Annotated in this window: 12 protein-coding genes; 8 read left to right on the plus strand and 4 right to left on the minus strand. The window is 64.6% G+C overall.

Features of this window, described 5'->3' with window-relative positions; translation table 11 throughout:
• Nucleotides 1-97: 97 nt before the first annotated feature.
• A complete protein-coding gene (locus MMAR10_RS02085; RefSeq protein ID WP_011642345.1) occupies nt 98-787 on the plus strand; it encodes a DUF2306 domain-containing protein in 690 nt (229 codons plus the stop codon).
• Nucleotides 784-1,497: a hypothetical protein gene (locus MMAR10_RS02090; RefSeq protein ID WP_011642346.1), complete on the plus strand. Its 714-nt coding sequence runs from the start codon at nt 784-786 to the stop codon at nt 1,495-1,497. The genes MMAR10_RS02085 and MMAR10_RS02090 overlap by 4 nt, the downstream gene beginning before the upstream one ends.
• On the opposite strand, the gene MMAR10_RS02095 is transcribed toward MMAR10_RS02090, so the two are convergent.
• Complete coding sequence (locus tag MMAR10_RS02095) at nt 1,494-4,067, minus strand: bifunctional aspartate kinase/diaminopimelate decarboxylase (RefSeq protein ID WP_011642347.1); 2,574 nt, start codon at nt 4,065-4,067, stop codon at nt 1,494-1,496. The two genes, MMAR10_RS02090 and MMAR10_RS02095, sit on opposite strands and share 4 nt — an antisense overlap.
• Nucleotides 4,068-4,234: 167 nt before the next feature.
• On the opposite strand from MMAR10_RS02095, the gene MMAR10_RS02100 reads away from it, so the two are divergent.
• The 5 genes from MMAR10_RS02100 to MMAR10_RS02120 all read left to right on the plus strand — a co-directional run bounded on the left by MMAR10_RS02100 (nt 4,235) and on the right by MMAR10_RS02120 (nt 9,682).
• On the plus strand, nt 4,235-5,701 hold the full coding sequence (locus tag MMAR10_RS02100; RefSeq protein ID WP_041636696.1) for an AMP nucleosidase: 1,467 nt from the start codon (nt 4,235-4,237) through the stop codon (nt 5,699-5,701).
• Between the two features lie 368 nt (nt 5,702-6,069).
• Nucleotides 6,070-6,702, plus strand: a complete 633-nt coding sequence (locus MMAR10_RS02105; protein WP_011642349.1) for a hypothetical protein — start codon at nt 6,070-6,072, stop codon at nt 6,700-6,702.
• 94 nt (nt 6,703-6,796) lie between these two features.
• Entirely contained in the window at nt 6,797-7,567 is a 771-nt protein-coding gene (locus MMAR10_RS02110; RefSeq protein WP_011642350.1) for a tyrosine-protein phosphatase, read from the plus strand.
• Nucleotides 7,568-7,580: 13 nt separating this feature from the next.
• Nucleotides 7,581-8,885 carry an aminodeoxychorismate synthase component I gene (pabB, locus tag MMAR10_RS02115; RefSeq protein ID WP_011642351.1) on the plus strand — a complete coding sequence of 435 codons (1,305 nt, stop codon included), beginning with the start codon at nt 7,581-7,583 and terminating at the stop codon, nt 8,883-8,885.
• Complete coding sequence (locus tag MMAR10_RS02120) at nt 8,882-9,682, plus strand: branched chain amino acid--2-keto-4-methylthiobutyrate aminotransferase (RefSeq protein WP_011642352.1); 801 nt, start codon at nt 8,882-8,884, stop codon at nt 9,680-9,682. Before pabB ends, MMAR10_RS02120 begins: the two co-directional genes overlap by 4 nt.
• Here MMAR10_RS02120 and MMAR10_RS02125 read toward each other — a convergent pair.
• From MMAR10_RS02125 to MMAR10_RS02135, 3 genes are read right to left on the minus strand one after another with little or no spacing between them, the layout of a single operon-like run.
• Nucleotides 9,679-10,230: a TadE/TadG family type IV pilus assembly protein gene (locus MMAR10_RS02125; protein ID WP_011642353.1), complete on the minus strand. Its 552-nt coding sequence runs from the start codon at nt 10,228-10,230 to the stop codon at nt 9,679-9,681. The two genes, MMAR10_RS02120 and MMAR10_RS02125, sit on opposite strands and share 4 nt — an antisense overlap.
• Nucleotides 10,223-10,780, minus strand: coding sequence for a TadE/TadG family type IV pilus assembly protein (locus MMAR10_RS02130; RefSeq protein ID WP_011642354.1), 558 nt, complete (start codon nt 10,778-10,780; stop codon nt 10,223-10,225). Before MMAR10_RS02130 ends, MMAR10_RS02125 begins: the two co-directional genes overlap by 8 nt.
• 58 nt (nt 10,781-10,838) lie before the next feature.
• Nucleotides 10,839-11,297: a pilus assembly protein N-terminal domain-containing protein gene (locus tag MMAR10_RS02135; protein WP_011642355.1), complete on the minus strand. Its 459-nt coding sequence runs from the start codon at nt 11,295-11,297 to the stop codon at nt 10,839-10,841.
• A 274-nt stretch (nt 11,298-11,571) separates the two neighbouring features.
• Between MMAR10_RS02135 and MMAR10_RS02140 the strand changes: the two genes are divergently transcribed.
• The gene (locus MMAR10_RS02140) at nt 11,572-11,730 is read left to right on the plus strand and encodes a Flp family type IVb pilin (RefSeq protein WP_011642356.1); all 159 of its coding nucleotides are present in this window, start codon (nt 11,572-11,574) and stop codon (nt 11,728-11,730) included.
• Nucleotides 11,731-11,747 lie beyond the last annotated feature (17 nt).

Consider the following 11,747-nt stretch of genomic DNA (forward strand, 5'->3'; position numbering starts at 1 on the left):
ATTTTGTGTCCGCGCCTGCAGGGCGGGGCGCCGGACAGGGCAATTCCGGCGATACGGGACCCTCGCTCTCTGACACAGCCAATATCGGGAATCCAGCATGTTGCCTGAACTGCTCACACTGTTTCACGTCCTCTCCGGCACGCTGTGCGTCGGAGCCGGGGGGATCGCCTTCCTCGCTCCCAAGGGCAGGCCGGTGCACCGCGCCGCGGGCACGGTCTTCCTGGTCTCGATGCTGGCGACGGCCCTGTCCGGCGCCGTGATCGGCGTGCTGGAACCCGCGCGTCTGCTGATCACCGCGTTTGCCGGCCTGCTGGCTGCCTATCTGGTTCTGACCGGCTGGCGCACGGCGCGCTGGCGGACCGGCCGACCCGGTGGCTTCGAGTGGGTCGCGCTGGTCGCCATCCTCGCCGGTACGGCCGGCCTGGCGACACTGGCCGTTCTGGCTTTGCAGACAGAGACCGGCCGCCTGCTCGGTTTTGCCGGCGAGGACTATGCAATGCTGGCGATGATGTCGGCCCTGGGCGCGGTCGCCGACCTGACCCTTCTGATACGTGGCCCGCTATCGCCGCGTCACCGTATCGCGCGACATCTCTGGCGCATGGGTCTGGCCTTTTTCATTGCGGTCGGGTCCTTTTTCACCGGACCGGGCGCTCGCGTCTTTCCCGAGGCGTTGCGAGAGAGCGGATTGCTGTCCCTGCCCGAGGGGCTGACGGCCTTGCTGATCCTGCTGTTCCTGGTCCGGACCCTGTTCAAGCGGTCCCGCCGTGATCCAGGAGCGGCGTCATGATCAGCACCATCAGCAGCCTGCCGCTCATCGGACAGCTCCACTTCCTCGTCGGGGTGATCGGCCTCCTTGCCGGCGTCACGCCCTTTCTTGTCCGCAAGGGCGGGACTTCGCATCGTCTGGCCGGGCGGGTGTTTGTCGTCTGCATGCTGCTGCTTTGCGCCAGTGGCCTGTATATGAGCCTGACCCGCTCAATCCTGTTCACCGCCTTCCTTGCCCTCTTGGCCGGGCATGCCGTGACGACCGGCTGGATGGCCGCGGCCCGGATCACCGGCCGGGCCGAGCAGCTCGCCGCTGGCGTGATTTCACTCGTCGCCATGACAGCGGCCGGCTCCGGCCTGGTGGTCGCCAGCCTGCCCTCGGGCACATTGAACGATCTGCCGCCCGTGGCTTTTTACAGTCTTGGCGGTGTGGCGCTCTGGATTGCCGGCATTGATGTCCTGGCCCTGCGGCGCGGAGCTGCGAATGATCGCCAGCGCCTGACCCGGCATATCTGGCGCATGGGTTTTGCCCTCTTCATCGCCAGCTTCATCTTCTTTTTCGGCAATAATTCTGTGCTGCCGCCCGTCCTGCGCTCGCCGCTGGCGCTGCTGACGCCGGTCCTGAGCGTTATCGGTCTGACCCTGTATGCGAGTTTGCGCATGCGCCTCGGCCGCCGCCCTGCGTTTCCATCCGGGATGAAAACGCAGGGTCGGGGAGAGGGAGGCGGCTAGATCACCGCCTCACCCGCCGGTTCGCGCATGTTGTAGCTCGACGCCATGACCCGCCCATAGGCCCCGCCATTGGCGATCAGGATGATATCGCCTTCCTCGGTTTCCGGCATCAGGCGCTGGGCGCCGAGGCGGTCAGCGGTTTCGCAGATAGGACCGACGATATCGGCGACATAGGCCGGGCTCTCATCAAGCCGCGTCAGGTTGACGATCTCGTGACGCGCGCCGTACAGGGCCGGGCGGATGAGCGAGTTCATGCCGGTATTGATGCCGACAAAGCGCGCATCCGGCGTGTGTTTGAGCTGGGTCACGCGGGCCAGCAGTACGCCTGACTCGGCCGAGATATAGCGGCCCGGCTCGATCCAGAGCTGGTATTTCGGGTGCGCCGTCTTGAGGTCGGTCAGGACCTGGTCGAGCGCATCCATGTCGATCCGGCGGACGCCGGAGGCTTCATCGACCGAGAGACCGCCGCCGAGATCGAGGATTTCGACATCGGGCATGTCGCGGGCGGTGTCCACCAGGAAGAGGCCGACACGGCGCCAGTGATCGGGATCGGAAATGCCCGAGCCGGAATGGACGTGCAGGCCATTGATGATGGCGCCGGCCTTCTTCGCGAGGTCGCGCGCCTCGACCAGCTCGTCGGCATGCAGGCCGAACTTGGCTTCCGGCCCGGCCGTGCGGACATGTTTGTGATGACCTTCCGGACGCTGGGGATTGATCCGCAGCGTGATCTTGCGGCCGGAAAAGATCTCCGGCCAGGCGCGCAGCGGGTGCAGACCGTCCAGGGTCAGGTGGATCCCCAACTCCAGCGCCTGGGCGTATTCCGCCCTGGGCGCGAAATTTGGGGTGAAGAGGATGCGGTCGACCGGCAGGTCCGGCACCGCCTTGCGGGCCGCCATGACTTCATTGATCGAGACGCATTCCACGCCCAGCCCGGCTTCAACCGCGGTGCGGATCATGTCGGGATGGCCATTGGCCTTCATCGCATACCAGCCGCGATCGAGGCCCTTGAGGCCGGCAACGGCCGAAGCGCGCGTTTTCACGGTCTCAAGGTCGTAGACATAGGTCGCGCCATCAACCGGGCAGAGATCGAGCAGGGCCTGACGCTTGGCGCGCCACCAGGTGCCGGTTCCCGCCGGGGCGGTCTCGGTCAGGTTTTCGCCGATCTCGCGCCAGGAGGGGCCGAAGGTCCTGTCCATGGGCTTGGGCTGGATCAGCTGGTCGTGCAGGCGGCGGCAGAGCGGCTTGCCCTGGTCGCCATCGACGACGACGGTGAGATTGAGATCATTCGCCGCTTGGCTGACCAGCCGCACCGGATAATGGGCGAAGGCCTCCATGGCCGGGCCGAATTGGGCCAGAAGCGCGCGCACGCCGCGACCGACCAGGCTGACGGCGGCGCAATTCTCGATGATCTCGACGCGGGCGATCTGGGCCAGATCATCCTCCAGCGCGCCGAGCACGTCCGGGGTCAGGCCCGGATCATCATCCAGCGACACCGTGACCGAGGTTTCCGAGGTCGACACCAGGTCGATCGAGACGCCGTGACGGGCGAAGGGTTCGAAGGCTTTCGACAAAAAGCCGGAGGCGCGCCACATGCCGTCGGTTTCCAGCGTGATCAGGCGCACGCCCTGCTTGACCGAAACGGCTTTCAGGCGCGGCGCGTCCTCGGACGGATTGACCGAGATCGTCGTGCCGGACATGTCCGGGCGGTGGGTGCACAAGACCTGCATCTCGATTCCGGCCTTGCGGACCGGCGAGATGGCCCGCGGATGCAGCACGCCGGCGCCCATCGAGGCCAGTTCCTGGGCTTCGGCATAGGCGAGGGAGCGGATCTGCCGGGCGGCGCCGGTCAGGCGCGGATCGGCGGAGAAGAAGCCGGGCACATCGGTCCAGATCTCGATCCGTTCGGCGCCCAGCTTGGCCGCGAAATAACTGGCCGAGGTGTCCGACCCGCCGCGTCCCAAGAGCGCCGTGTCGCCATCCTCACGCCGGGCGATGAAGCCTTGCGTGACAATGACCGGCGGCAGCGCGGCGCACTGGCCCAGCAATCCGTCATCGCGATCATGCTCACAATCGACCGCCAGATAACCGCGCGCACCCGCGGCGGGCAGGGCGGCCAGGTGGTCACGGGCATCAAGCCAGATCGAGTCGGTGCCGCCCTTGGCCAGCCAGGCCTGGCCGAGGCGGGTCGCCATCAGCTCTCCCTGGGCCATGATGCGCGCTTTCAGGCGTGGCGAGGCATCGCCGGTGAGGGCGAGGCCGGCGCGCAGCCGGGTCAGCGCGTCGAAATGGTCGGCGAGGAGGTTGTTGCCGTCCACACCCAGCTCGTCGGCCAGCGTCAGATGGCGCGCCTTGATGGCGTCCAGCTCGGCTTCGCCCCCACCTTCGACGGCCCGGGCGACCAGCGTGTCGAGAAGGTTGGAGATGGTGGCGATGGCCGAATGCACCACGAAAACGCGCTTGCCTTCAGCCCGCACGGCTTCAATCCGTTTCGAGATCACACGCCAATCAGCCAGCGATTTAACGCTGGTGCCGCCAAATTTCAGGACGACCCAATTTTGCGCATGTTCCATGTTGAATTCTCCGTTCTGATGCCCGTGCCGGGCAACCGGCGTGCATATCCGCTAAGCGGCGCAAGGCCAATCTCTGATTACGATTGTCATGGAGTTTTGGCAGCCTGCATTTCCGGGACGCGGCTTTGCCCTTTATCCGGAGCGCAAAATCGGGCATGAGAGCGGCGATGAAAAAAGACTATAAGGTCGCAAAGACACCCGCTGAAGCGGTGGAGCAACTCGAAGCGCTCTACCAGACGTCCGTTGAACGCCTCCAGACCGCGTTGAAAACCTTCCTTGATGGCGGACCGCCGCCGTCGGAAGCGACGCGAAAGTCGGGGGCTTTTGTTTATCCCGAACTGCGCGTGACCTATGAGCCGGACGGCCCGCCGCCGCCGATCAGCCGTGCTTTCGGCAAATTCACCGATACCGGGCTTTACGCCTCCACCATCACCCATCCCGAGCTGTTTGCCGATTATCTGATCGAGCAGCTGACCCTTCTGGCCGACCAGTACGAGATCACCATCGAGACCGGGCCGTCGGAGACGGAAATCCCCTTCTCCTATGTGCTCGACGGGGCCGATGATCTGGACATGGACGCGGCGTCGCCCGCCGAGCTGGTCCGCCACTTCCCCTATGCTGACCTGTCCAAGGTCAATGATGACCTGCCCAACGGGCTCAAGGTGATGCAGCAGGCGGCGGTCAAACCGCTCTCCCTGTTCGAGGCGCCCCGGGTCGATTATTCGCTGCAGCGGCTGCGCCACTACACCGGCACGCCTTATGAAGACACGCAGCAATTCATCCTGTTCACAAACTACCACCGCTATGTCGATGCCTTCACCGCTTGGGCGATCCGCCAGTTGAAGGAAGACAATCACTACGAGGCCTTCTCGGCGGCCGGCAATGTGCGCGTCGATGCCGATACGCCGAACGCCCATGCCGTGGTCGAGGGCGCGCCCTGGCGCCGCTTCCAGATGCCGGCCTACCACCTGATCGCTCCGGGCGGTCGCGGCATCACCCTGGTCAATATCGGCGTCGGCCCGTCCAACGCCAAGACCATCACCGACCATCTCGCCGTGCTGCGTCCGCAGTGCTGGTTGATGATCGGCCATTGCGGCGGGCTGCGTCACTCGCAGCGCCTGGGTGATTATGTGCTGGCCCACGCCTATCTGCGCTATGATGCGGTGCTGGACGAGGACCTGCCGCTGGAAGTCCCGATCCCGCCGATCGCCGAGATCCAGATCGCGCTGGAACAGGGGGTCGCCTCGGTCTCCGGCGATAATCGCGAAGCGCTGAAAGCGCGCCTGCGCACCGGTACCGTCGCCACCTATGCCGACCGGAACTGGGAGCTGCGCTACGCGGCCCAGGCGCGGCGCATCAACCAGTCACGCGCCATCGCCGTCGACATGGAATCGGCCACGATCGCTGCCAATGGCCTGCGCCTGCGGGTGCCCTATGGCACGCTACTCTGCGTCTCCGACAAGCCGTTGCATGGTGAGCTGAAACTGCCGGGTGCGGCCAACCTCTTCTACCAACGCTCAGTGTCCGAACATCTGGCCGCGGGGATCGAGACCATCGAGATCCTGAAACGCGATGAGGGCGAGGCCCTGCATTCGCGCAAATTGCGCAGTTTTGACGAGCCGCCGTTCAGGTAGGGTGGTGACCGACACCGCTTTTCCTCCCCATGCCATGGGGAGGAAAAGCGGGGCTGGTTTTGGGGTTTAAACCCGGCGCCTTGGCGCACACCCGTCCATACACCGCTTGCCGAGAGTTCGCCGTATCCGCTTCTTGAGCTCAAGGGGCTTGCCCGCGGAGCGGCGCCTGCGGCGCCCTTGACCTCAAGAAGCGGATACGGCCCGCTAGCTGACAAGCGATCTATGGATCAAGCCGCGCCTGGCGCAAATATTCAAGACGCCGGCCCGGCGCTCACCGTCATAAACAGGGGGACGCACAACGCACGCGTCCTGTTGTTGTCCGACGGCAATTCTGCATAGTTTCGTCTGAAACAGCACCGGACCTGCTCATGTCGACACACTCATCCCCCTTCCTGCCGTCCTGGCTTGGCCGCGCCCTTGTCGAGGGACTGTTGATCCTGTTCGCCGTCGTGCTCGGCTTTATCGTCAATGAATGGCGCGAGGATGTGGCCGATCAACGTGCTGCCGAGGCGGCGATGGGGCGTGTGGTGGCCGAGATCGAGGCCAATATCGAGGCGCTGGAAGATGTTGTCGCCTATCACGAAGAAGTGGTCGAACGGATCGGTGCGCGGGTGGCTGAGATCGAAGCATCGCCAGAGCCGGTCGAGAGCGTGTTGTTTGACGAGTTTCCGCGGGTCCTGCCGCGCGGGGTCAATGCGCCCGGCCTGTCCCGCTTCGCCTGGGAACATGCCCAGCAACACGGCCGGCTGAACGTGTTGCCCTATGAGCGCGTGTCGGAAGTCGCCCGCATTTATGAAATGCAAGCCTATGGTGTCGAATCGACCTGGCGTCAGATCGTCGATCTGCTGTTTTCCGGCCCCCAGATCATGAGCAGCCAGGACCTCGTGCCCAGCCTGCGTTTCACCCAGATCGGCTTTACCGAACTGGCCTCGCAGGAACGCTTCCTGATCAATCAATATCAGCGACTTCTGGTCGAAATGGGTGAGGCCGAGCAGGGGTGAGTCTGGCAGATCCGTTGGCCGGTCATTCGGGATAGACCGCAAATTGTCGGCGACCTCTCTTGCCGCCCCGGCTGCGATTGCGTACCTCCGGAGCATGACACGCATCACATCGCTCGAGGGCGTCCACAATTTCCGGCATTTCCACGGCTATGACGGCCTGGATGGTGCGCGCGTGAAGGACGGGCTTTATCGCTCGGGCCACTTCTCCCGTGCCAGTGCTCCTGACTGGGATCATATCGGCGGGCTGGGCATCCAGGTCGTGGCCGATCTGCGCAAGCCCCGTGAGCGCACCAATGAACCGTCCAACTGGCCCGACCCGATTGCCCCGCGCGTGCTGGCGTCTGACAAGGGCGATACAGGCGAGCCGCCGCATCTGCGTTTCCTGCGCACCGGCGTGCACACGACCGAAGGCGTGCGGGACTACATGCTCTCAGCCTATCGCCGCATTCCAATGGAAGCGGGCAATATGGACGTCTATCGCGATGCCTACCGGGCCCTGGCGACGGGCGATGCCGAAGCCGGCTTCCTGGTGCATTGCGCCGCCGGCAAGGACCGGACCGGGATTTTCTGCGCCATCATTCTCGACGAGCTGGGCGTTGATGCCGACACTGTCATTGCCGATTATGAGATGACCAACCAGGCGGTCGATTTCGACGCCATCATTCCGCGTATCCGCGAACGCGTGCTGGCCGATTACGGCCAGGCCATGGAGCCGGCCATGATGCGCACCTTCCTGGGCGTTGATGGCGATTATCTGCGTCAGGCCTTCGAGGTGATGGGCGGGGTCGATCACTATGTGCGCGACCATCTGGGCATTGATGAGCACGAGCGGGATGCGCTGCGTGCGCGCTGGCTGACGGGCTAGGCCGGCGCGCCCGATGGCGGTCTCCCGACATGACATTTCCCTGGCCTGGCGTGACCCGGTCACGGTGTTCGCGCCATGGAGTGACCAGTCCCGGGCGCTGCTTTTGCATGACGGGCGGCAACACAGGGCGCGCCTCTTTGTCTCGCCGGACCAGGTCCTGTCTGGTGAGGGCCGTGACGGTTTTGACCGGCTCGCGACGGCAGCGCGGCGCGCTGGCGGCATGTGGGCCGGGCTGCTGGGCTACGACCTTGCTGCCGCCTTCGAGCGTCTTCCCCATCTCGACCCGCGCTGGCCGCCCCTGGCGATGGCCCACTATCCGGCCTGGGCCGAGTTTGACCGGTTGGCGGGCACGCTTGTCGTGCGTGGAAATACGCGGCAGGCGGTGGAGGTGCTGGCCGGCGCGATAGAGGCGGCCGCCGAGCCAGCCGAGCCAGCCGAGTCACCCGTTCCGGCCGGACGCGCCGACTGGTCGCCGCGCTGGGATCGCGACACCTATCTCGCGGCAGCGCGCAAGGCCCGCGATTATGTGCATGCCGGCGATGTCTTCCAGGTCAACCTGTCGCAAGCCTTCGATGTTTGTCTCGATCCGGCAGACACGCCCTGGCAGGCCTTCCGGCGATTGTGCGTCAGCTCGCCGGCACCGCACGCCGCCTATTTCTGTCTGGACCCGGACCGGGTCGTGCTGACCAATTCGCCCGAGCGTTTCCTGCGGGTCGATGGCGGACGGGTCGAGGCGCGACCGATCAAGGGCACGCGGCGCCGATCTGCCGATCCGGCCGAGGACAAGGCCTTGGCCGCTGAATTGTCAGCCAGCGCCAAGGACCGGGCGGAAAACCTGATGATCGTCGATTTGATGCGCAATGACCTGTCGCGGGTCTGCCGCCCCGGCTCGGTCCGGGTGCCGGCTCTGTGCGACATTGAGAGCTATGCCAATGTCCATCATCTGGTTTCCGTGGTCGAAGGCGAGCTGGCGGGCGAGCGCGATGTTTTCGATCTTCTGGCTGCCAGCTTCCCGCCCGGATCGATTACCGGTGCGCCCAAGGTGCGGGCCATGGAAATCATCGCCGAACTGGAGGGCGAGCCGCGCGGTGCCTATTGCGGCGCGCTGGGCTGGATCGATTGCGACAGCGGCGATATGGACCTCAATGTCATGATCCGGACGGCAGCCCTGCGGAAAGATGCAGAGGGCCGCAACTGGCGGGCCAGCCTGCGGTCTGGCGGTGGCATCGTCGCCGACAGCGATCCGGTCTCGGAGTATGAGGAAACACTGACCAAGGTATCGGCGTTGCGCCGGGCGCTGGGAGCGGGGGAGCCATGACGGGTATCGCCTTCAAGGACGGGGACTGGCTGGAAACCGGGCAGACCGGATGGGCGCTGGCGGACCGCGGCGTCCTGCTGGGCGATGGCCTGTTCGAAACCCTGCATGTGATCAGGGGCAAGGTCGTCCGGCTCGACCGCCACATGGCGCGACTGACCCGCAGTGCGGCCGAGCTGGGCCTGCCGGGGCCACGTGACGGTGACAGTATCGCCGAGCTGGTCGCTGAACTGGTCGCCCGCAATGCCCTGAAGGACGCCATTGTGCGCCTGACCCTCACGGCGGGACCCGGGCTGCGCGGGTTGGAGCGACCGGAGGAGCTGGTTCCCTCACTGACCCTGACCGCCGCACCGCGGCTGGCGCCGCCGGCCTCGATCCGTCTGGCGCTCAGTGAAGTCCGGCGCTCGCCGGCCAGCCTCGCCGCGCGTCACAAGACACTCTCTTACATGGACAACATCCAGGCCCGGCGGCAGGCGCGCGGGCAGGGGGCCGACATGGCCTTGCTGCTGGATACGCGCGGCAATGTGTCCGGGTGTGATTGCGCCAATGTGTTCTGGCTCATTGGCGGCGAGGTCTACACGCCGGCTACCGCCTGCGGCGTGCTGGCCGGAACCGTGCGGGCCGAGATCGTGGACTCGATGCCGGTCGAGACCGGCGCCTTCGGGCTGGATGTGCTGGAGGGTGCCGAAGCGGTGTTCGTCACCAATGCCGCTTTCGGCGCGGTGCCGGTGACCGAGCTGGACGGGCGACCGCTGGGATCCGGTGAGTTGCCGGCCCGGATCCGGGCTCTCTTCGCCTAGCTGCGCGACACCACGATCGAGCGGCGCGGGCGCAGGTAAAAGATTTCCGAGATATCGAAGTGATTGACGCCGAGCTCGCCGAACATCGTCTCATAGCGGTACTCGACCTCGACCATGATCACCGAGCGATTGCGTTCCAGCACACCGTCCGGAACCGATATCGCGCTGCCCTCGGCATAGGGCGACATGCCCGAGGCATCGGACCATTGCACTTCGACATCGCCGCCCGAGTCCATCAGGATTGAAGTGATCCGGATTTCCAGGGGAGTGGGGTCGAACGGCGCGACAATCACGGCGCCTGCATTGAGGATGTCGGTGATCTCGTCATCTGTGATCACGTCGTCCTGGGCAACCAGGTCGGCCAGGGCGCTGGAGATGGACGTGATCTTGCGGTCGATCGACAGGGCCAGGCTGACCTCGACCGAGCCGAGATAGAGCAGGATCATGAAGGGGGCGATCAGCGCGAACTCCACGGCTGACACGCCGCGGCGGTCCCCGCCAAAGCGACGCAGGAAGCCTGTCAGGGGGCGGGCGAGTGATCTAATCATCGAAGGGCTCGTTGCGGAAAACCGTCGCCGAGGTGATGAGACGCTGATTGTGCTCCATGTTGGAAAGGGCGCCGCCGAAATTCGGCGTCATCAATGACCAGCGGTAGAAGACACGCACCAGGACAATGTCGCCGGCATCGCCGGGTTCCCAACCGAAATCACCGGTGTCCATCGATCCATCTTCCTGGATCGGGCTGGATTGATCGACAGTGTCAAAATCCTCGAACACCTGGACGTCGATTTCCAGATTGTCGCAATTGGCGACAGCCTCGATGAGTTCACAGACTTCCTGACGGAAGCCGGCTTGTGACATGCCGCCGGTCTGGGCTTCGCCGGTGCGGATTTTCCGGGCCGACTCCAGCACTGCATTCTCCAGCACCGTGCCGGTGAAGAAGACCGCTGCGATCTCGATCATGGCGAACAGGAGCAGGAAGAACGGCGCGCCGATCATCGCGAACTCGACCGCGGTCGCACCGGATCGCGCCCGCACGAAACGCGCAATGCGGGATGCGGGCTGGTTCGTGGATGGCGTGACTGACGCGCGGGTCATGACGGGGTGCCCTTCAGGGGTCCGGCCAGGGAGCGGACCGTGTTGAGTGTTGTGTCGCTTATTGTGGTGCGTCGCCGGCCATTGCGGCCTCGGCTGTCGCCAGTCGAGCGCCTTGCTGGTCGGTGAGGACTTCGGTGCGCGTCGCGTCACCGCCAACGCGCGGGATCTCGTCGCAGACCGCGCCGCAGGACAGAGTGCTCTGGTTCGGGCCGCGGAACAGGGCGACCTGTCCCTCGACCGGATTGGAGACCACAATGTCGCGCTCATAGATGACGCGACCGACGCGGTCGAGCGCGATCACATTGGTGCGGCCCTGCAGGCGACCGGTTACCACCAGCGTCCGGCCATCATGGACGAGGGCGTCGGCGATCGACGGGTTGCCTACCACAATGGCAGAGGCTTCGGCGGGCAGGCGGATCACCTCGGCGTGCTCGACCGGGACTGCGAGGTCGTGAGCGGCCGCGGGGGCGACGCAGACAATCGCCAGGGTGAAAGCTGTGGCAATCCGGTTGAACATGGCAGGGCTCCGAGCCGCGAGTGAAAAACGTGATGGCCATCCTCGCGCGCGCGTCTGAATCTTTTCTAAACGCAGCTGCCAAAGTTTGAATTCTGTGTTGAGGGGTTCGATTATCCAAGTATTAACTATAGCGCACGTTGTCGCATATATAGATTTTGTTAAGTACGAATTTTTACTCCGTTGAAATCCTTCTCGTGTTTATTGGGTCTCGTTCAGGAGGGGTCGGGACGGATCGGCTCCTGATGGTTGGGAAAAAAACACGGGAGTAATACCAATGAAAATGATTTCACGTTTCTTCAAAGACGAATCTGGCGCCACCGCGATCGAGTACGGCCTGATTGCCGCCCTTATCGCCGTTGTCATTATCGGCGCCGTGACGGCCCTCGGTACGGGCGTCAGCGACAACTTCAACACGGTTGCCGGCGCGCTCTAAGCGTCCGTCAAATGTGA

It is taken from the genome of Maricaulis maris MCS10 (assembly GCF_000014745.1).
GTDB classification, from domain to species: Bacteria; Pseudomonadota; Alphaproteobacteria; order Caulobacterales; family Maricaulaceae; genus Maricaulis; species Maricaulis maris_A.

Bases quoted from the DNA above. Each gene is read 5' to 3' on its own strand.
- MMAR10_RS02125 (WP_011642353.1), bottom strand. From the start codon at position 10,230: ATGATTAGATCACTCGCCCGCCCCCTGACAGGCTTCCTGCGTCGCTTT.
- MMAR10_RS02095 (WP_011642347.1), bottom strand. From the start codon at position 4,067: ATGGAACATGCGCAAAATTGGGTCGTCCTGAAATTTGGCGGCACCAGC.
- MMAR10_RS02100 (WP_041636696.1), top strand. From the start codon at position 4,235: ATGAAAAAAGACTATAAGGTCGCAAAGACACCCGCTGAAGCGGTGGAG.
- MMAR10_RS02120 (WP_011642352.1), top strand. From the start codon at position 8,882: ATGACGGGTATCGCCTTCAAGGACGGGGACTGGCTGGAAACCGGGCAG.
- MMAR10_RS02105 (WP_011642349.1), top strand. From the start codon at position 6,070: ATGTCGACACACTCATCCCCCTTCCTGCCGTCCTGGCTTGGCCGCGCC.
- MMAR10_RS02090 (WP_011642346.1), top strand. From the start codon at position 784: ATGATCAGCACCATCAGCAGCCTGCCGCTCATCGGACAGCTCCACTTC.
- MMAR10_RS02110 (WP_011642350.1), top strand. From the start codon at position 6,797: ATGACACGCATCACATCGCTCGAGGGCGTCCACAATTTCCGGCATTTC.
- MMAR10_RS02135 (WP_011642355.1), bottom strand. From the start codon at position 11,297: ATGTTCAACCGGATTGCCACAGCTTTCACCCTGGCGATTGTCTGCGTC.
- MMAR10_RS02130 (WP_011642354.1), bottom strand. From the start codon at position 10,780: ATGACCCGCGCGTCAGTCACGCCATCCACGAACCAGCCCGCATCCCGC.
- MMAR10_RS02140 (WP_011642356.1), top strand. From the start codon at position 11,572: ATGAAAATGATTTCACGTTTCTTCAAAGACGAATCTGGCGCCACCGCG.
- pabB (WP_011642351.1), top strand. From the start codon at position 7,581: ATGGCGGTCTCCCGACATGACATTTCCCTGGCCTGGCGTGACCCGGTC.
- MMAR10_RS02085 (WP_011642345.1), top strand. From the start codon at position 98: ATGTTGCCTGAACTGCTCACACTGTTTCACGTCCTCTCCGGCACGCTG.